The organism is Leucobacter faecis (assembly GCF_054456635.2).
In genome coordinates, this window is the sequence record NZ_JBTJEP020000001.1 from 133,519 (window position 1) to 151,693 (window position 18,175).

The 18,175-nt window shown below is 63.0% G+C and carries 27 protein-coding genes; 25 read left to right on the forward strand and 2 right to left on the reverse strand.

Annotation, left to right across the window (positions count from 1 at the left end; translation table 11 throughout):
• Positions 1–2: 2 nt before the first annotated feature.
• The 21 genes from rplP (at position 3) to rplQ (ending at position 11,275) form a co-directional block, all read left to right on the forward strand.
• Positions 3–422, forward strand: a complete 420-nt coding sequence (rplP, locus tag ACXR2T_RS00610) for a 50S ribosomal protein L16 (protein WP_458811426.1) — start codon at positions 3–5, stop codon at positions 420–422.
• Positions 422–718: a 50S ribosomal protein L29 gene (rpmC, locus tag ACXR2T_RS00615; RefSeq protein WP_458811424.1), complete on the forward strand. Its 297-nt coding sequence runs from the start codon at positions 422–424 to the stop codon at positions 716–718. Before rplP ends, rpmC begins: the two co-directional genes overlap by 1 nt.
• Before the next feature lie 2 nt (positions 719–720).
• Positions 721–993 carry a 30S ribosomal protein S17 gene (gene rpsQ, locus ACXR2T_RS00620; RefSeq protein WP_458811422.1) on the forward strand — a complete coding sequence of 91 codons (273 nt, stop codon included), beginning with the start codon at positions 721–723 and terminating at the stop codon, positions 991–993.
• 30 nt (positions 994–1,023) lie between these two features.
• Positions 1,024–1,392: a 50S ribosomal protein L14 gene (rplN, locus tag ACXR2T_RS00625; RefSeq protein WP_017793376.1), complete on the forward strand. Its 369-nt coding sequence runs from the start codon at positions 1,024–1,026 to the stop codon at positions 1,390–1,392.
• A 4-nt stretch (positions 1,393–1,396) separates the two neighbouring features.
• Entirely contained in the window at positions 1,397–1,759 is a 363-nt protein-coding gene (gene rplX / locus ACXR2T_RS00630) for a 50S ribosomal protein L24 (protein ID WP_458811420.1), read from the forward strand.
• Positions 1,759–2,319, forward strand: a complete 561-nt coding sequence (gene rplE / locus ACXR2T_RS00635) for a 50S ribosomal protein L5 (RefSeq protein ID WP_458811418.1) — start codon at positions 1,759–1,761, stop codon at positions 2,317–2,319. The genes rplX and rplE overlap by 1 nt, the downstream gene beginning before the upstream one ends.
• 118 nt (positions 2,320–2,437) lie before the next feature.
• Positions 2,438–2,836, forward strand: a complete 399-nt coding sequence (gene rpsH, locus ACXR2T_RS00640; protein WP_458811416.1) for a 30S ribosomal protein S8 — start codon at positions 2,438–2,440, stop codon at positions 2,834–2,836.
• 6 nt (positions 2,837–2,842) lie between these two features.
• Entirely contained in the window at positions 2,843–3,379 is a 537-nt protein-coding gene (gene rplF, locus ACXR2T_RS00645; RefSeq protein WP_458811414.1) for a 50S ribosomal protein L6, read from the forward strand.
• A 2-nt stretch (positions 3,380–3,381) separates the two neighbouring features.
• Positions 3,382–3,756 carry a 50S ribosomal protein L18 gene (gene rplR / locus ACXR2T_RS00650; RefSeq protein WP_458811413.1) on the forward strand — a complete coding sequence of 125 codons (375 nt, stop codon included), beginning with the start codon at positions 3,382–3,384 and terminating at the stop codon, positions 3,754–3,756.
• Positions 3,753–4,454: a 30S ribosomal protein S5 gene (gene rpsE / locus ACXR2T_RS00655; protein WP_017793382.1), complete on the forward strand. Its 702-nt coding sequence runs from the start codon at positions 3,753–3,755 to the stop codon at positions 4,452–4,454. Before rplR ends, rpsE begins: the two co-directional genes overlap by 4 nt.
• A complete protein-coding gene (gene rpmD / locus ACXR2T_RS00660) occupies positions 4,454–4,642 on the forward strand; it encodes a 50S ribosomal protein L30 (RefSeq protein ID WP_017793383.1) in 189 nt (62 codons plus the stop codon). The genes rpsE and rpmD overlap by 1 nt, the downstream gene beginning before the upstream one ends.
• Positions 4,639–5,100: a 50S ribosomal protein L15 gene (rplO, locus tag ACXR2T_RS00665; protein WP_458838082.1), complete on the forward strand. Its 462-nt coding sequence runs from the start codon at positions 4,639–4,641 to the stop codon at positions 5,098–5,100. Before rpmD ends, rplO begins: the two co-directional genes overlap by 4 nt.
• 214 nt (positions 5,101–5,314) lie before the next feature.
• Positions 5,315–6,637, forward strand: coding sequence for a preprotein translocase subunit SecY (gene secY / locus ACXR2T_RS00670; RefSeq protein WP_458811408.1), 1,323 nt, complete (start codon positions 5,315–5,317; stop codon positions 6,635–6,637).
• Positions 6,634–7,233 (forward strand): adenylate kinase, encoded by a 600-nt coding sequence (locus ACXR2T_RS00675; RefSeq protein ID WP_458811407.1) that lies wholly within the window; start codon positions 6,634–6,636, stop codon positions 7,231–7,233. Before secY ends, ACXR2T_RS00675 begins: the two co-directional genes overlap by 4 nt.
• Before the next feature lie 3 nt (positions 7,234–7,236).
• On the forward strand, positions 7,237–8,079 hold the full coding sequence (map, locus tag ACXR2T_RS00680) for a type I methionyl aminopeptidase (protein ID WP_458811405.1): 843 nt from the start codon (positions 7,237–7,239) through the stop codon (positions 8,077–8,079).
• A 191-nt stretch (positions 8,080–8,270) separates the two neighbouring features.
• The gene (gene infA, locus ACXR2T_RS00685; protein WP_017793388.1) at positions 8,271–8,492 is read left to right on the forward strand and encodes a translation initiation factor IF-1; all 222 of its coding nucleotides are present in this window, start codon (positions 8,271–8,273) and stop codon (positions 8,490–8,492) included.
• A 66-nt stretch (positions 8,493–8,558) separates the two neighbouring features.
• A complete protein-coding gene (gene rpmJ, locus ACXR2T_RS00690; protein WP_017793389.1) occupies positions 8,559–8,672 on the forward strand; it encodes a 50S ribosomal protein L36 in 114 nt (37 codons plus the stop codon).
• A 155-nt stretch (positions 8,673–8,827) separates the two neighbouring features.
• A complete protein-coding gene (rpsM, locus tag ACXR2T_RS00695; protein WP_458811402.1) occupies positions 8,828–9,196 on the forward strand; it encodes a 30S ribosomal protein S13 in 369 nt (122 codons plus the stop codon).
• 48 nt (positions 9,197–9,244) lie between these two features.
• A complete protein-coding gene (gene rpsK / locus ACXR2T_RS00700; protein ID WP_053352811.1) occupies positions 9,245–9,643 on the forward strand; it encodes a 30S ribosomal protein S11 in 399 nt (132 codons plus the stop codon).
• 114 nt (positions 9,644–9,757) lie between these two features.
• The gene (locus ACXR2T_RS00705) at positions 9,758–10,744 is read left to right on the forward strand and encodes a DNA-directed RNA polymerase subunit alpha (RefSeq protein WP_458811400.1); all 987 of its coding nucleotides are present in this window, start codon (positions 9,758–9,760) and stop codon (positions 10,742–10,744) included.
• Between the two features lie 42 nt (positions 10,745–10,786).
• Positions 10,787–11,275 (forward strand): 50S ribosomal protein L17, encoded by a 489-nt coding sequence (rplQ, locus tag ACXR2T_RS00710; protein WP_458838081.1) that lies wholly within the window; start codon positions 10,787–10,789, stop codon positions 11,273–11,275.
• Between the two features lie 350 nt (positions 11,276–11,625).
• Here the strand turns inward: rplQ and ACXR2T_RS00715 are convergent, their stop codons facing one another.
• Positions 11,626–13,611, reverse strand: a complete 1,986-nt coding sequence (locus ACXR2T_RS00715) for an acyltransferase family protein (protein WP_458838080.1) — start codon at positions 13,609–13,611, stop codon at positions 11,626–11,628.
• Between the two features lie 116 nt (positions 13,612–13,727).
• Here ACXR2T_RS00715 and ACXR2T_RS00720 point away from each other — a divergent pair, with 116 nt between their 5' ends.
• The 4 genes from ACXR2T_RS00720 to glmM all read left to right on the forward strand — a co-directional run bounded on the left by ACXR2T_RS00720 (position 13,728) and on the right by glmM (position 17,062).
• Positions 13,728–14,594, forward strand: a complete 867-nt coding sequence (locus ACXR2T_RS00720) for a tRNA pseudouridine synthase A (protein WP_458838079.1) — start codon at positions 13,728–13,730, stop codon at positions 14,592–14,594.
• Between the two features lie 142 nt (positions 14,595–14,736).
• Positions 14,737–15,183 (forward strand): 50S ribosomal protein L13, encoded by a 447-nt coding sequence (gene rplM, locus ACXR2T_RS00725; RefSeq protein ID WP_458814961.1) that lies wholly within the window; start codon positions 14,737–14,739, stop codon positions 15,181–15,183.
• 35 nt (positions 15,184–15,218) lie between these two features.
• A complete protein-coding gene (gene rpsI / locus ACXR2T_RS00730; protein ID WP_458814963.1) occupies positions 15,219–15,698 on the forward strand; it encodes a 30S ribosomal protein S9 in 480 nt (159 codons plus the stop codon).
• Between the two features lie 14 nt (positions 15,699–15,712).
• On the forward strand, positions 15,713–17,062 hold the full coding sequence (gene glmM, locus ACXR2T_RS00735; protein WP_458838078.1) for a phosphoglucosamine mutase: 1,350 nt from the start codon (positions 15,713–15,715) through the stop codon (positions 17,060–17,062).
• A 124-nt stretch (positions 17,063–17,186) separates the two neighbouring features.
• Here glmM and coaA read toward each other — a convergent pair whose 3' ends face one another.
• Complete coding sequence (gene coaA, locus ACXR2T_RS00740; RefSeq protein WP_458814967.1) at positions 17,187–18,170, reverse strand: type I pantothenate kinase; 984 nt, start codon at positions 18,168–18,170, stop codon at positions 17,187–17,189.
• Between the last annotated feature and the right edge of the window lie 5 nt (positions 18,171–18,175).

The window sequence follows — 18,175 nt, forward strand, 5'->3', positions numbered from 1 at the left end:
GCATGCTGATTCCCCGTCGAGTCAAGTACCGCAAGCAGCACCACCCCGGCCGTAGCGGCCAGGCAAAGGGCGGCACGAAGGTTTCCTTCGGCGAGTTCGGTATCCAGGCCCTGACCCCCGCATATGTGACCAACCGTCAGATCGAGTCCGCTCGTATCGCCATGACGCGTCACATCAAGCGTGGTGGCAAGGTATGGATCAACATCTACCCGGATCGTCCCCTCACCAAGAAGCCCGCGGAAACCCGCATGGGTTCGGGTAAGGGTTCACCCGAGTGGTGGGTGGCCAACGTCAAGCCGGGCCGCGTCCTCTTTGAGGTCGCAGGCGTTGATGAGCAGCTTGCGCGCGAGGCAATGACCCGCGCAATTCACAAGCTGCCTCTGAAGGCCCGCATTATTAAGCGCGAGGAGGGCGACGCGTAATGGCGATCGGGACCAAAGAACTGGCCATCACGGAGCTAGATTCGTTCGAGAACGAGCGTCTGGCTGAAGAGCTCAAGAAGGCTAAGGCCGAGCTCTTCAACCTGCGCTTCCAGTCGGCCACCGGCCAGCTGGAGAGCCACGGCCGCGTGCGCCAGGTGAAGCGCGACATCGCTCGCATTTACACCGTGCTGCGTGAGCGCGAGCTCGGCATTCGGGTCACCCCCGCAGCCGTGCCGGCCAAGGCCACCAAGAAGACCGAGCAGGCGGATGCCGCCGCTGATACGAAGGAGGCCTAAACATGGCTGAGGTCGAAAACGAACAGCGCGGCTACCGTAAGACGCGCCGCGGCTACGTCGTCAGCGACAAGATGGACAAGACCATCGTTGTCGAGGTCGAGGACCGCGTTAAGCACCCCCTCTACGGCAAGGTGATGCGCCGTTCGTCGAAGGTGAAGGCCCACGACGAGCAGAACACCGCAGGCATCGGCGATCTCGTGCTCATCCACGAGACCCGTCCGCTCAGCGCGTCAAAGCGCTGGCGCCTGGTCGAGATCCTCGAGAAGGCGAAGTAAGCCTCAGGCTTACTGAGTAAGGAGTAGCTAGTGATTCAGCAGGAATCCCGACTCAAGGTTGCCGATAACACCGGCGCCAAGGAGTTGCTTACCATTCGTGTTCTCGGAGGTTCGCGTCGTCGTTACGCCGGTCTCGGTGACACGATCGTCGCGACCGTCAAGGACGCGATCCCCGGCGGTAACGTGAAGAAGGGTGACGTCGTTAAGGCAGTCATCGTTCGCACGCGCAAGTCGACCCGTCGCGCTGATGGCTCGTACATCAGCTTCGACGAGAACGCTGCCGTCATCCTTAAGGCCGACGGGGAGCCCCGCGGTACCCGTATCTTCGGGCCGGTCGGACGTGAGCTTCGCGACAAGAAGTTCATGAAGATCGTCTCGCTCGCACCGGAGGTGATCTAGTCCTATGGGCATGAAGATCAAGAAGGGTGACCTCGTAGAGGTCATCTCGGGCCCGTCGCAGGAGCGCGGCGGCTACAAGGGCAAGCAGGGCCGTGTGCTCGAGGTTCTCACCGACACCGACCGCGTTCTGGTCGAAGGCGTGAACTTCGTAACCAAGCACGTCCGTGTTGGCCAGTCGAGCCAGGGCGCACGCGAGGGTGGCATCGAGACCGTTGAGGCCCCGATCCACATCTCCAACGTCGCCATCGTCGACCCCGAGACGAAGAAGCCCACTCGCGTTGGCTTCCGCGTTGAAGAGGTCGAGAAGGACGGCAAGAAGAAGGCCGTGCGCGTGCGCTACGCCAAGAAGTCAGGGAAGGATCTTTAATGACTGAGACGAAGATTCAGCCCCGTCTGAAGCAGAAGTACCGCGCGGAGATCGTGCCCGCACTGCGTGAGGAGTTCTCGTACGAGAACATCATGCAGGTTCCCGGCGTCGTAAAGGTCGTCGTGAACACGGGTGTCGGTGAAGCCGCACGCGACAGCAAGGTCATCGAGGGCGCGATTGCCGACCTCATGAAGATCACGGGCCAGCGGCCCATGGTCACCAAGGCTCGTAAGTCGATCGCACAGTTCAAGCTGCGCGAGGGCCAGGCCATTGGTGCACACGTTACCCTTCGTGGTGACCGCGCCTGGGAGTTCCTGGACCGTCTGATCTCGCTCGCACTGCCCCGTATCCGCGATTTCCGCGGTCTCTCGGCTAAGCAGTTCGACGGAAACGGCAACTACACCTTCGGATTGACCGAGCAGAGTGTGTTCCACGAGATTGATCAGGATAAGATTGATCGCGTGCGTGGCTTCGACATCACGATCGTAACCACGGCCAAGACTGACGACGAGGGTCGTGCGCTGCTTCGCGCGCTCGGCTTCCCGTTCAAGTCCGAATAATTAAATAGTCCAAGCGGACGGGTGCCCGAGGTAATCCTCGGGCACCCGCACCGTGTATCACCCAGGTCACGCTCCCTGTACCGGAGCGTGATACCAGGCGAGAAAGAAAGAGTCACTCATGACGATGACTGATCCGGTCGCAGATATGCTGACCCGACTGCGCAACGCCAACAGCGCACATCATGACGACGTTTCGCTCCCCGGCTCAAAGCTGAAGGAGCGGATCGCCGAGATCCTCAAGACCGAGGGTTACATCAAGGACTGGAAGGTTGAGCCTGCACGCGTCGGCACGACCCTCACCATGTCGCTGAAGTACGGCCCCAACCGCGAGCGCTCGATCGAAGGCATCAAGCGCGTTTCCAAGCCCGGTCTGCGTGTTTACGCAGGCTCGACTGAGATCCCCAACGTTCTCGGCGGCCTCGGCATCGCGATCCTGTCCACCTCTTCGGGTCTCCTCACGGGGCGCGAGGCTGATCAGAAGGGCGTAGGCGGGGAAGTCCTCGCTTACGTGTGGTAAGCCGTCATGTCACGTATCGGTAAGCTTCCCATCACCGTTCCCGGTGGTGTAGACATCAAGATCGATGGCCAGAATGTCACGGTCAAGGGCCCCAAGGGCGAGCTGACGCTCGCTGTGGCAGAGCCCATTCGCGCAAAGGTTGAGGACGGCCAGCTCCTGGTTACGCGCCCCGACGATGAGCGCGATTCACGAGCACTGCACGGTCTGACCCGCACGCTCATCCACAACAACATCATCGGTGTGACCGAGGGCTACGCTAAGCAGCTCGAGGTCGTTGGCACCGGTTACCGCGTGCAGCAGAAGGGCACCGGCCTCGAGCTGGCACTCGGCTTCTCGCACCCGGTGATCGTTGACGCTCCCGAGGGCATCACGCTTTCGGTCGAGGGCAACACGAAGATCACCGTTGCCGGTATCTCCAAGCAGGGGGTCGGAGAGGCCGCCGCTAACATCCGCAAGCTGAAGAAGCCGGAGCCCTACAAGGGCAAGGGTATTCGTTACGCTGGCGAGAATGTCCGTCGCAAGGCTGGAAAGGCTGGTAAGTAACGATGGCCGCTTCAATGTCCCGGGCTAAGGGTCGTACGGCTGCGCGTATCCGCCGCCACGCCCGCCTGCGTAAGAAGATCGTCGGCACGGAGGCTCGTCCCCGTCTCGCAGTGACGCGCTCAGCTCGTCACGTATTCGTTCAGGTCATCGACGATGCAAAGGGCTTCACGCTCGCATCGGCTTCGACCATGGAAGCTGATCTGCGCGCTTTCGAGGGTGACAAGACCGCCAAGGCCCGCAAGGTCGGCGAGCTCGTCGCTGAGCGTGCGAAGAGCGCCGGTGTAGACACCGTCGTGTTCGACCGTGGTGGCAGCAAGTATGCCGGCCGCGTCGCAGCGATCGCCGATGGCGCTCGCGAAGGGGGGCTGACCCTGTGAGCAACGAAACGAAGGAGCAGCAAGTGTCTGCAGAGGCTCAGGCTGATACCCAGGCCGCACCGGCCCAGGATCACCGCAGCGAGCCGCGCGAGCAGCGTCGCGGCAGCCGTGATCGCGGCACTCGCAACGAGCGCGGCGGTCGTGACCGCAACGAGAGCCAGTTCCTCGAGCGCGTCGTTACGATCAACCGTGTGTCGAAGGTCGTCAAGGGCGGCCGCCGCTTTAGCTTCACCGCGCTCGTCGTGGTAGGCGATGGCAACGGCACCGTTGGTGTTGGCTACGGTAAGGCGAAGGAAGTTCCCCTCGCTATCTCCAAGGGCGTTGAGGAAGCGAAGAAGAACTTCTTCCGCGTTCCCCGCGTCGGCAGCACGATTCCCCACCCCGTGCAGGGTGAGGCAGCAGCCGGTGTGGTGCTGCTTCGTCCCGCAGCCGCAGGTACCGGTGTTATCGCCGGTGGCCCCGTGCGCGCCGTACTCGAGTGCGCTGGCATCCACGACGTGCTGAGCAAGTCGCTCGGTTCATCGAACACCCTGAACATCGTGCATGCGACCGTTGAGGCGCTGCAGCAGCTCGAGGAGCCCCGCTCCGTCGCAGCTCGCCGTGGCCTCGACTTCGACCGCGTTGCCCCCGCTCGCATTGTGCGCGCAGAGGCAAAGGCGCTGGCCGACGCTGCCGCGAAGGCAAAGGCAGGTGCGTAATGGCTGCGAGCCTGAAGATTACGCAGACGAAGTCCGTTATCAGTGAGAAGCAGAACCAGCGTGCATCGCTGCGGAGCCTCGGCCTCAAGAAGATCGGCGATTCGGTCGTTCGCGAGGACTCGAAGATCAACCGCGGTTACGTTCGCGCTGTTGCTCACCTGGTAGAGGTTGAGGAGATCGACGCATGAGCGAGAACACTGAGGAGCGCGGCGCAGTGCTGAAGGCACACCACCTTCGCCCCGCCGAGGGTTCCAAGAAGGCTAAGACCCGCGTGGGTCGTGGCGAGGCATCCAAGGGTAAGACCGCAGGCCGCGGCACCAAGGGCACCAAGGCACGCTACCAGGTCAAGGCTGGCTTCGAGGGTGGGCAGATGCCGCTGCACATGCGCACCCCGAAGCTGCGCGGCTTCAAGAACCCGTTCCGCACCGAATACCAGGTCGTGAACGTGGCGAAGCTCGCAGAGCTGTACCCCCAGGGCGGTGAGGTCACGGTTGCTGATCTCGTTGCTAAGGGCGCGGTTCGTGCAAACCATCCCGTCAAGGTACTTGGTGACGGCGACCTGCAGGTCAAGCTCACCATCTCGGTCGACAAGGTCTCGGGCTCAGCAGAGCAGAAGATCATTGCCGCCGGTGGCGAGATCAAGTAAGTATCCTCACGGATGCTGATTCACTAGTGCTTCGGCGCTGGTGATGGGGGTGGGGCTAGCCGGTGTCAATCACCGGCTAGCTTCCCCCTTTTTTTATGACTTTCACCGTCGCGACCGCGGCGGTTTCGTACGGCCACACGCGGGCGTGTAGGCTGGTGCAATCGGTTCTCGTCGTCAGGCGAAGGCCCCAGGCGACGTTCCCAGGAGGCAGATTTTGTTCAGCGCCATCGGACGGATCTTTCGAACCCCGGATCTGCGGCGAAAGATCGTGTTCACGCTCGCGATCGTTTCGTTGTTCCGGCTCGGTTCGTTTATCCCGACGCCGTTCGTTCAGTTCAGCAATGTGCAGGCGTGTCTTGCAGCAAACCAGCAGGGTGCCTCTGGCCTCTACGAGATGGTGAACCTCTTCAGTGGTGGCGCCCTTCTCCAGCTGTCGATTTTTGCGCTTGGCATCATGCCGTACATTACGGCGTCCATCATCACGCAGCTGTTGCGAGTGGTTATTCCCCACTTTGAGGTGCTCCACAAGGAGGGCCAAGCCGGCCAGGCGAAGCTCACCCAGTACACCCGCTACCTCACTATCGCGCTTGCAGTGTTGCAGTCAACGACGCTGATCACGGTGGCGCGTTCGGGGCAGCTGTTTGGTTCGAGCGCCAATGAGGCGTGCCGTAACCTCGTATCGCAGGAGTGGTGGGCAATTGTCATCATGATCCTCGTGATGACCGCTGGTACCGGCCTCATCATGTGGTTCGGTGAGCTCATCACAGAACGCGGCGTTGGCAATGGTATGTCGCTTCTGATCTTCACCTCGATTGCGGCATCGTTCCCCAACGCGATGTGGATCATTAAGGAATCACAGGGCTGGGAAGTCTTCTTCCTGGTGACCGCCGTCGGTCTGCTGGTTGTCGCCGCGGTTGTCTTCGTTGAGCAGTCTCAGCGTCGCATCCCGGTGCAGTACGCGAAGCGCGTGGTCGGCCGCCGTACCTACGGTGGTTCGAGCACTTACATTCCGATCAAGGTCAACATGGCCGGTGTGATCCCGGTTATCTTCGCGTCGGCGATCCTCTACCTGCCAATGCTGCTCACGCAGTTCAATCAGCCCAAGATTAACGAAGAGCCCAAGGAATGGGTTGTCTGGGTGCAGAACAACCTCGTGTACGGCGATCAGCCCCTGTACATGCTCGTCTTCTTCTTGCTGATCATCGGCTTCACCTTCTTCTACGTGCAGATTACGTTTAACCCCGAAGAGGTCGCCGACAACATGAAGCAGTACGGTGGCTTCGTTCCCGGCATTCGCGCCGGCCGTCCCACCGCTGAGTACCTGAACTACGTGCTTATGCGCGTCACCTCGGCAGGTTCGCTCTACCTCGGCGTCATTGCACTGATCCCACTCATTGCGCTGTCGTTCTTCGGAGCGAACCAGAACTTCCCGTTCGGTGGTGCATCCATCCTCATTATCGTCGGCGTCGGCCTCGAGACCGTCAAGCAAATTGACGCTCAGCTGCAGCAGCGCCACTACGAAGGGCTTCTTAAGTGACCGAAACCACCACGACCCGACTGCTCATTATCGGGCCCCCCGGCGCAGGCAAGGGAACCCAGGCGAGCCGTATCGCAGAGCGCTACGGGGTCCCCGCAATCTCGACCGGCGACATCTTCCGTGCAAACATCAAGGGTGGCACCGAACTCGGCAAGCAGGTACAGGCGATCATCGAGCGCGGCGAGCTCGTGCCTGACTCGCTGACCAACGAGATCGTGGCCGACCGTCTCACGCAGAGCGACGCCGCATCGGGCTTTTTGCTCGATGGGTACCCTCGCACTGTCGACCAGGTCGACGCGCTCGATGCCATGCTCGTGGGCGACTCACTGGATGCTGTTGTGCTGATCGAAGCAGACACCGATGAGGTCGTGGCGCGACTGCTCAAGCGTGCCGAGCTTGAGGGCCGCGCCGACGATACCGAAGAGGTCATTCGCCACCGCCAGAACGTGTACGCCGACCAGACGGCACCGCTGATCGAGCTGTTCTCGCAGCGCGGCATCCTGGTATCGGTCGACGGCATGGGCGGCGTTGAAGAGGTCGCTGAACGTATCGCATCGGGCCTCGACGCGCAGCTCGGCGCTAAGGCGGTTAGCTAACAAGTGGCACGCAGAGGGATCCTTAAGCGCTCAATCTACAAGTCGCCGGCGCAGCTGCGGCTCATGATTGAGCCGGGCCTCGCGACCGCGGCTGCGCTGGCAGCCGCCAAGGCCGCGATTCGTCCGGGCGTCACGCCGCTTGAGCTCGATGCGCTCGCTGAGGCCGCCATTCGTGAGCGGGGCGGTGAACCCAATTTCATGCTCGAGCCCGGCTATAAGCACACGATCTGCGCCAACGTGAACGACGACGTGGTGCACTCGATTCCCACGGACCGTCCGCTGCAGCCGGGGGACGTAATCGCGGTCGATGCGGGCGCAATCATCGAGGGCTGGAATGGCGACGCCGCGTTTACCGCGGTGGTACCCAACCCGGCAGATCCCGAGCGCACGGCGCAGCTCGAAGAGCTGAGCCGCGTGACGGAGCTCGCGATGTGGACGGGCATTGCCCAGCTCGCTCGAGCCAAATACCTCAACGAGGTTGGTGTGGCGATCGAAGCGTGCGTGAAGCGCGAGAGCAGCTTCGGCGTACTCGAAGACTACATTGGCCACGGTATTGGCCGCAGCATGCATGAGGACCCGCCGGTCTTCAACTACGCGGTGCGCGGCAAGGGCCCCGAGGTGAAGCCCGGGCTTGTAGTCGCCATCGAGCCCATCATTTCTGAGGGCAAGATCGACACGGTGATCCAGGACGACGGCTGGACCGTATCGATGGCCGATGGGCGCGCGAGCGCCCAGTGGGAGCACTCGGTAGCTGTTCACGCGGGCGGCATCTGGGTGCTCACCGCAGAAGACGGCGGGGCCGCGGGCTTGGCGCCCTTCGGCATCAAGCCGGCTCCGATCGCATAGATAGATCCGGATCAGCATCACCGTTCGACCCTCGGCCCCAGGCCGGGGGTCGAACTGTTTTGGGCGGCGACTTTACAAACACGGCTCGCCCGGGTACTCTTGTTCTTTGGTGCTTTGCGCCTGTTTTTGCGTTCGCAAAACAGGTCTTGGCATTCGCATGACCAGCATAACTACTAGGCGACAGTGAGGCTATGGCGAAGAAAGACGGCGTCATCGAGATCGAGGGACACGTTGTCGAGGCTCTGCCCAACGCGATGTTCCGCGTTGAGTTGACCAATGGACACAAGGTGCTCGCTCACATCTCGGGCAAAATGCGCCAGCACTACATCCGCATCCTCCCCGAGGACCGCGTGATTGTGGAGCTGACGCCCTACGATCTGACCCGCGGCCGCATCGTTTACCGATACAAGTAGTCGCTGGAAAGTAACGGCGCGCGGCACCCCGCGCGTACGAGGACAGCGAACCGGTAAGGAAACATCATGAAGGTTAAGCCCAGCGTTAAGAAGATCTGCGACAAGTGCAAGGTCATCCGCCGCCACGGTAACGTCATGGTGATCTGCGAGAACCCGCGCCACAAGCAGCGCCAGGGCTAATTGCCCGGCCTGTGCGGCCCCGCAGAGCACATAACTAAATATCTAACCGCGTATCTAAGAGCGCGCACCGCACAGCGGTTGCGCGTGACACCTCGGGTCGGAGGCCCGATTCCCCGATACGCTTCACACCTCCACTACCGCCAAGGAGAGCCAGAATGGCACGTCTCGCCGGAGTAGACATCCCACGCGACAAGCGCGTTGAGATTGCACTCACTTACATCTACGGCGTCGGCCGGACCAGCGCGCTGCAGACGCTCGCTGCGACCGAGATCGACGGCAACATCCGCGTTAAGGATCTGACCGACGATCAGCTCGTCGCGCTGCGCGACCACATCGAAGGTAACTTCAAGGTTGAGGGTGACCTCCGCCGTGAGGTCGCAGCCGACATCCGCCGCAAGGTTGAGACCGGTAGCTACCAGGGTATCCGCCACCGCAAGGGTATGCCTGTGCACGGCCAGCGGACCAAGACGAACGCTCGTACCCGCAAGGGCCCGAAGCGCACCGTCGCCGGCAAGAAGAAGTAACCGCCGGTCCGTTAGACCAACACACAGAGCTTTTCAGGAGAATACTCAATGGCTGCACCAAAGACCGCGGCACGCAAGCCGCGTCGCAAAGACAAGAAGAACGTTGCAGTGGGCCAGGCCCACATCAAGTCAACGTTTAACAACACGATCGTTTCGATCACTGACACCACCGGTGCTGTGATCAGCTGGGCTTCGTCAGGTGGCGTGGGCTTCAAGGGTTCGCGTAAGTCGACTCCCTTTGCTGCTCAGCTCGCCGCTGAGTCGGCTGCGCGCAAGGCGCAGGAGCACGGCATGAAGAAGGTCGACGTTTTCGTGAAGGGCCCCGGCTCGGGTCGCGAGACGGCGATTCGTTCGCTGCAGGCTGCAGGCCTCGAGGTTGGGTCGATCAACGACGTAACCCCGCAGACCCACAACGGCTGCCGCCCCCCGAAGCGTCGTCGCGTCTAACACGAGCACGAGCGCGTGGCGATGCGTCGCGAATCTTCGTGGCGCATCGTCCCTTCCCTCATTCCCGATACCGCATGAGTCATATAGCGGACTCCAGCGAAAGGACCACACACAGTGCTCATTGCACAGCGACCCACTCTGACTGAAGAATCGATCTCCGAGTTTCGTTCGCGCTTCGCGATCGAGCCGCTCGAGCCTGGCTTCGGCTACACGCTCGGCAACTCGCTTCGTCGTACGCTGCTGTCGTCGATTCCTGGCGCAGCAGTTACGAGCGTTCGTTTCGAGGGTGTCGCCCACGAGTTCACCACCATTCCTGGTGTGACCGAGGACGTCACCGAGATCATCCTGAACATCAAGGGACTTGTCGTCTCGAGCGAGCATGACGAGCCGATCACGGCTTACCTGCGCAAGACTGGTGCAGGCGAGGTTACCGCTGCAGACATCTCGGCTCCGGCCGGTGTCGAGGTGCACAACCCCGAGCTCGTGATCGCTACGCTCAGCGACTCGGCACAGTTCGAGCTTGAGCTGACGATCGAGCGTGGCCGTGGCTACGTTTCGGCCGCACAGAACCGCAACGAGGACGCCGAGGTAGGCCGTATCCCGGTCGACTCGATCTACTCGCCGGTGCTGAAGGTGACCTACCGCGTCGAGGCAACTCGTGCGGGCGAGCGCACTGACTTCGATCGCCTGGTTGTTGACGTTGAGACCAAGCCGGCAATTAGCCCCCGCGATGCAATCGCTTCGGCTGGTTCGACGCTGGTTGAGCTGTTCGGCCTCGCTCGCGAGCTGAACACGGCTGCCGAGGGCGTTGAGATCGGGCCCGCACCCGTTGAGGTTGTGGCCGAGGGTGAGCTGTCGATTCCGATCGAGGATCTCGATCTTTCGGTTCGCAGCTACAACTGCCTGAAGCGTGAGGGCATCAACACGGTCAGCGAGCTCGTTGCACTCTCAGAGGCGCAGCTCATGAACATCCGTAACTTCGGCCAGAAGTCTGTCTTTGAGGTGCGCGACAAGCTCACTGAGATGGGCCTCTCGCTCAAGGACGCGGTGCCCGGGTTCGATGGCGCTCAGTTCTACAGCTACGACGACGACAACAACTAATCGATCCGGCATCGCCTGCCCGATCACTTAATGGAGTAAATCATGCCTAAGCCCAACAAGGGCCCCCGCCTCGGAGGCGGACCTGCACACGAGCGCCTGATGCTCAACCAGATGGCTTCGCAGCTCTTCGAGCACAAGCGTATCCAGACCACCGAGACGAAGGCTAAGCGCCTGCAGCCCCTGGCTGAGCGCCTGGTTACGTTCGCGAAGCGCGGCGACCTGCACGCACGCCGCCGCGTGATGCGTCGCATCCTCGACAACTCGGTTGTGCACGAGCTCTTCACCGAGATCGCGCCGCTCGTTGAGAACCGCGAGGGTGGCTACACCCGTATCATCAAGACCGGTTACCGCAAGGGTGACCGCGCTCCGATGGCGGTCATCGAGCTCGTTCTCGAACCCGTGAACCCCAAGCCCAAGAAGGCTGCGGCTCCCGCAGCTGAAGAGGCTCCCGTGGTGGAGGACGTCGTAGTTGAGGAGACCACTGAGGTCACCGAGACTGCCGAGGCTCCCGCCGAGGAGAAGGCCGAGTAATTCTCGCCCTTCCACGCAAAAGCGCCCCGCTGATCTGATCAGCGGGGCGCTTTTGCGTCTGCGCATCGATCCGGATCATTTCAAGCGCCCGTGCCCGCGCGCGTCAGTGCCACGCAGGGTTAGCGACGGGGGAGGGTGAAGCTCCGAGCAACAACTGGCAAAACGCTTTCCGCCGGTGTCGGCACCAGGTAAGCGGTCTGCTGGCATTCAAGCGGCACGAACCAGGTCACAGGCACGGGGTCAAGACATCGTGCGGCCAAAAGTGGGTGTTATCGGCCCCGATAACACCCACTTTTGGCCGCACGCGCTCGATGCCCAGCTGCAACGATGTTGGCGGCGAGACTGATCGTCTAGCGGCGGGGGAGCGCGAAACCTGTAGCCTCGAGCGGGGTGTCGAGTTCGTCTAGCGCCCGCTGCACACTCTGGGCGTAAATCTCGCCACCGCTCGGGTTCGGGTGGATCTCGTCGCCCGCGAGCGCTCCCTCCACGCCGGTGACACTGGCTTGCCAGTCGGCGACGACGACGCCGCGGTAGGAGTTCGCGAACGCCGTGATCGTGTCGTTGACACCGGGTATCCAATCGCGGTCACCGTAGGCGTTGACAAGCACAAGCTGTCGCCCCGCCGCGGTCTGCCGTATCGCTTCGAGCTCATCGGTCGTAACCGTGCCGTTGGTGCCCAAGCCCACCACGAGCACGTGGCGAAGCGCGCCCTGCGCGGCGGAGTCGGCGATGATCCCCACGCCCGCAGCCATTCCGCGCGACACCGCGGCGTCGATGGATACACCGGGAAATACAGCGTCAAGTTCGGGCGCGCTTGCCAGCATCACCGAGTCGCCGACGGCAGTAATGTCGCCGCCAGCAGCGCGTGGAGCGTCGGGAACGCTGTGTGCGGTCTTCTTGTCGGCGTCTTTGCTTGTAGTGTCCTTGCTAGCGGTGTTCTTGTCGGCGGTGTTCTTGCCGGCGGCGTCCTTGGTGCCCTTTTCGTTATCGGCGCTCTTCTCTCCCGCTATTTTGTCGCGGGCATCGCTCGGCGCTTCAGCGGTGGTAGGAGCTCCTGGCGAAGCCGAAGCGGGCGCTGACGCCTCCACAAGCGCGGCCCCGCGCTCGATCGCTGCCTGGGCCGAGCTCTGCGAGGGCGCGGTGCTGACGGCGAACGCGGTCGCAGGCACCGAGGTGATAAGCACGGCGGCGAGCGTGGCGGCCACGATCCGGCGCTTGGGAGTGTAAGAACGTGGCTGCAGCAGCATGCGCAGTGAGCCACGGAGGCCGTATTTGCGCACGGGCTGTTCGACATACCTATACGACAGCGCGGTACAAAACATGGTGACAGCCAGCGTGACGGTAGCGACCTGCCAGCCTGCGGCAGCAGGGAAAGCGGCGGTCGCAATGAGCAGTAGCGGCCAGTGCCAGAGGTAGAGGCCGTACGAGCGTTCACCGACCCAGCGCATCGGCGCAATATCGATTGCCCGTCCGATCCACGCGCCAGGCCGGGTGACGGCCCACACTGTGGCGAGCGCCGCCAGCGTGGCGAGCTGAAACCCGCCTTGAAAGCTGAGCGCGCTGCCCTCGGGGAGCGCGATAGCGAGCGCGCCAAGCACACCAAAGCCTGTCAGCGCGACGGCGAGGTAACCAAGCTGCGCGCGCGGCCGCGGTGCGAAAGCTGGCCCAGTCCGCGTCACGACGATCGCCATGGCGGCACCGAGTATGAGCCCAAAGGCGTGCGTGTCAGAACCAAAATAGACGCGTGAAGCGGTGGCGTCGGTGAGCGAGAGCGCCGCCATCCACACCATCGAAGCAACACCGCCTGCGACAAACAGCAGCGCTACTGTGCGCCTGCGAATAATGCGCAGCAGCAGTAACACCACGAGGGGAAGCAGAATGTAGAACTGCTCCTCGATCGCGAGTGACCAGGTGTTGCGAAACAGTTCGGGCGTATCACGCGTGAAGTAATCGGAACCAGCAGCGACGAACACCCAGTTGCTCACGAAGGTCGCCGCGCCCGCGAGCTGTCGCCCGATACCCACCAGCAGGTCGCCGCCGACGAGCGCCGCGAGACTCGTGCACACGAGCAGCACGAGTGCGAGCGCGGGCAATAGCCTGCGCGCGCGACGCTGCCAGAACCCCGACAGTGACACTCGACCGTACTTCTTCTTCTCGCGAATGAGTAACGACGTGATCAAGAAACCGCTGATCACAAAAAAGATGTCAACGCCAAGAAACCCGCCGGGCAGCGCCTGCGGGAAGAAGTGGTAGACAAGCACGAGGCCGACTGCGATGGCGCGCAGTCCATCGAGTCCACCGAAGCGTGCTGTCGAAATGGTGGGAGTGAGGTTCATGCGGTCCGGTTTCATGCTGGTCGCGGTGCCTCATGGCAACGCATACAGCCTTCGAGTGTACGCCGTGTCGGTGAATCTCGCACGTGCGAAGGCCCCGCGCATGGCAAGATCAAGGGGTGACAGAAGAAGTAGAGCTCACCCGGCTGCGTATCGACCTGGCGTATGAGGGCACCGATTTCTCTGGTTGGGCGGCACAGCCTGGTCTGCGCACGGTTGAGGGAGAGCTCGAACGGGCGCTCTCGACACTGCTGCGCACGGGCCCCGCACTGCAGGCGCCGCCGCGGCTCACGGTCGCGGGACGCACCGACGCTGGGGTGCACGCGCGCGGCCAGGTCGCGCACATCGATGTGAGCTGTGCCCAGCTGCAGAAGTGGGGCGGCGACAGCCGCTTGCGGGTACGCAAGCTCGGGGGAGTGCTGAAGCGCGGGGCCGCCGACATCGTGATTCACGGTGTCACAGAGGCTCCCGCGGGCTTCGACGCCCGCTTCTCTGCGCTGCGCAGACGCTACGAGTACCGGCTGCGTGGCGAGGGTGTACGCAAAGACCCGCTTGCAACACGGTTTACGGCAGATGTGCCGCGTCCGCTCGACCTCGCCGCGATGCAGCGCGCGAGCGATGAGCTACTCGGGCTCAACGACTTCACCACGTTCTGCAAAGCTCGCGAGGGTGCGACTGCGGTGCGCGAGCTGCTCAGCTTCGAATGGCACGAAGCTGCTGACGGTGCCTTTGCGGCCCGGATCGAGGCCGACGCCTTCTGTCACTCGATGGTGCGCGCGCTCGTCGGCGCGGTCGTCGCAGTCGGTAGTGGCCGCATCACTGAGGCGGAGCTCGCTGCGCTGCGACGGGCACGCGAGCGCACGAGCCGGTTCGCGGTGATGCCGGCACACGGGCTTTCGCTTGAAGAAATCACCTACCCGGGCGACGCCGAGCTCGCGCTTCGTGCCGAGCAGACGCGGGCGAGGCGCGATCCGGTGCGAGAGTAAACCGTGCAGGTGTGGTAAGCTCGCTAGTTGGTGCGCAAGCATCCGATTTGTTGAGCCCTCCACGGGCCCTGCATCCCTCGCGGGAACGGGCTACGGAGTGGGATTCGCGAACACCTCCAATTCGACAGAAAGCAGCACGACAGTGACTCGCACTTATTCACCGAAGGCAGCTGAGCAGAAGCACGACTGGATCGTCATCGACGCCAGTGACGTGGTTCTCGGCCGCCTCGCATCGCATGCCGCAGTTCTTCTGCGCGGCAAGCACAAGACGACCTTCGCTCCCCACATGGACATGGGCGATTACGTTGTCATCATCAACGCCGACAAGGTGGTCCTCACGGGCAACAAGGCAGCGCAGAAGAAGGCTTACCGCCACTCGGGTTACCCGGGCGGCCTGCGCGCCACCAGCTACACCGAGCTGCTCGAGAAGAACCCCGAGCGCGCAGTCGAGAAGGCGATCCGCGGCATGCTGCCGAAGAACTCGCTCGGCGCTGACCAGTTCCGCAAGCTTAAGGTCTACGCAGGCGCAGAGCACCCCCACGGTGCCCAGCAGCCCACCCCGTACACCTTCGGCCAGGTCGCGCAGTAGTCGCGCCAACGAGACTTTAAGAGAGAGACTTCACAGTGACTGAAGAGCAGACCGTGGCCACCGAGAGCTACACCACCGAGACGCCCGCAGCGCAGGCTGCCGCGTCGGCACCGCGCCCCGCGCTCACCGTTCCCGGTGCAGCCGTGGGCCGCCGCAAGCAGGCTATCGCCCGCGTGCGCCTCATTCCCGGCGAGGGCAAGATGACCGTCAACGGTCGCGAGCTCGCCGAGTACTTCCCCAACAAGCTGCACCAGCAGCTCATCACCGACCCCTTCACCGTGCTCGAGCTCGCTGGCGCGTATGACGTCATCGCTCGCATCGGCGGCGGCGGCCCCTCGGGCCAGGCAGGCGCACTGCGTCTCGCTATTGCGCGCGCACTGAACGAGATTGACGCCGAGCACAACCGCCCGACGCTCAAGAAGGCCGGCTTCCTGAGCCGCGACGCTCGTATCAAGGAGCGCAAGAAGGCCGGTCTCAAGAAGGCCCGTAAGGCGCCTCAGTACTCGAAGCGCTAACCAGGACCCCACATATGGGACGCCTGTTTGGCACGGATGGGGTTCGGGGTCTAGCCGGGGTCGATGTGACCGCCGAGCTGGCCCTGAACCTCGCACACGCAGCGGCTCTCGTGCTCGGGCGAAATGCCCGAGGCGAGAGCCGTCGCACTATCGCCGTTGTCGCGCGTGACCCGCGTGTCAGCGGTGAATTCATTTCGGCCGCCGTCGCCGCGGGTCTCGCCGCGGCGGGAGTCGACGTGCTCGACGCGGGAGTGATTCCGACTCCCGCCGCCGCGTACCTCGTGGCAGACACCGACGCCGACTTCGGTGTCATGGTGTCTGCGTCGCACAACCCGGCCTCCGATAACGGTATTAAGTTCTTCGCCGAGGGCGGGCGCAAGCTGCCCGACGACGTGGAAGACCAGATCGAGGCCGCTATGCGCGGGCCCGTGGTCGCGGTGACGGGGCGCGAGGTGGGTCGTATTCGCCGCTTCGCCGACGCCGAAGACCGCTACCTCGTACACCTGCTTGGCACGCTCGAAGGGCTCTCGCTCAAAGGGCTGCACGTCGTGCTCGATTGCGCTCATGGCGCAGCCGCGGGTATCTCGCCCGACGTCTTCTCTGACGCTGGCGCACAGGTGACCGTGATCGGCAACGATCCCGACGGCTTCAACATTAACGACGGCGTCGGCTCGACATATCTTGAGCCGCTGCAGGCGAAGGTGCTCGAAGTGGGCGCTGACCTCGGTATCGCGCACGACGGCGACGCCGATCGCTGCCTCGCGGTCGACGCCGACGGCAACGTTGTTGACGGTGACAAGATCATGGCGATCATTGCACTGTCGATGATGCACCGCGGCAAGCTTGATAAGAACACGCTCGTAGCAACCGTGATGTCGAACCTCGGCCTGAAGCTCGCGATGGCCAACAACGGCATCGACATAGTCGAGACCGGCGTGGGTGACCGCTACGTGCTCGAGGCGATCAACGAGGGTGGCTACTCGCTTGGCGGCGAGCAGTCAGGTCACGTGATCATGAGTGAACACGCCACGACCGGCGACGGGATTCTCACCGGCCTACACATCGCGGCCGAGGTTAAACGCACCGGCAAGTCGCTGGCTGAGCTCGCGACGTGCATGCGGGTGTACCCGCAGGTGCTCGTGAACGTGCGCGGTGTCGACCGTGCGGGCGTCGCGGGCGATGAGGTGCTGCAGCAGGCGGTCACGCAGGCTGAGCTCGCGCTTGGTGGCAAGGGCCGCGTGCTCTTGCGCCCCTCGGGCACCGAGCCTGTCGTGCGCGTGATGGTCGAGGCCGAGACGGCCGAGCAAGCTCAGCAGCTTGCCGGTGATCTCGCGAAGATCGTCAAGGAGCGTCTCGCGGTGTAATTCACACGCGCCGCGCCGCCGGCAACACGCAGGGCCCGAAACTCACGACGAACCCTCAGGTTCGCGGTGGGTTTCGGGCCCTGTGCGTTTTTTCGCTCCGGATCACGGGGCGGCGACGCCCCGGCTAGAGCTTGCGCAATAGCACGCTGTGTACCCGATGATCGGCCGCCTTGCGCAGCACCAAACTTGCCCGTGCCCGCGTAGGACGAATGTTATCGATCAGGTTGGGCTCGTTGATCTTGGTCCAAAAATCGTCTGCGAGCGCGATCGCGGTCTCGTCGTCGAGGTCGGCGTAGCGCCTGAAGTACGAGTTGGGGTTGGAGAACGCCGTCTGCCGCAGCTTCAAGAACCTGTGCCGGTACCAGCGCCAGATATCGGTGGTGCGGGCGTCGACGTAGATCGAGAAGTCGAACAGATCACTCACGGCGACCGGGTGGCCGTGAGAGGGCGGCTGTAACACGTTGAGACCCTCGACGATCAAAATATCTGGGCGCCGCACGACGGTCACCTCGCCGGGCACAATGTCGTAGATCAGGTGGCTGTAGTGGGGGGCCACGACCTCGCCCACACCCGCCTTGACCTGTGACACGAACCGCAAGAGCGCCCGTCGATCATAGGACTCGGGAAAGCCTTTGCGGTGAGCGATGCCGCGTCGTTCGAGTTCGGCGTTCGGGTACAAGAATCCGTCAGTGGTGACGAGCTGCACATTGGGGGTCTCGGGCCAGCGGGCCAACAGATCGCGCAGAATTCTCGCCACGGTCGATTTGCCTGCCGCGACTGACCCGGCGATTCCGATTACAAACGGGCTCTGACGGTCGTTTTCGCGATGCAGAAAGCCGCGGGTGCGGTGGTGCATGTCTCGGGCGGCGATGGCGTACTGGTTGATGAGGCGGCTCAGCGGCAGGTAGATGTCTGACACCTCGGCCACGTCGAGCGGCTCACCAAGCCCGCGAAACGCGGCAATCTCCTCCTCAGTGAGGGGAGCTTGGGTTTCACCCGAGAGCCTGGCCCACTCATCGCGGCCGATCTCGTCGAACGGGGAGGTGAATTCGGGTCGAATGAGTGCTTGCGTGTCGGTGCTGAGCACGGGGAGACTGTTCTCGGACATTGTGC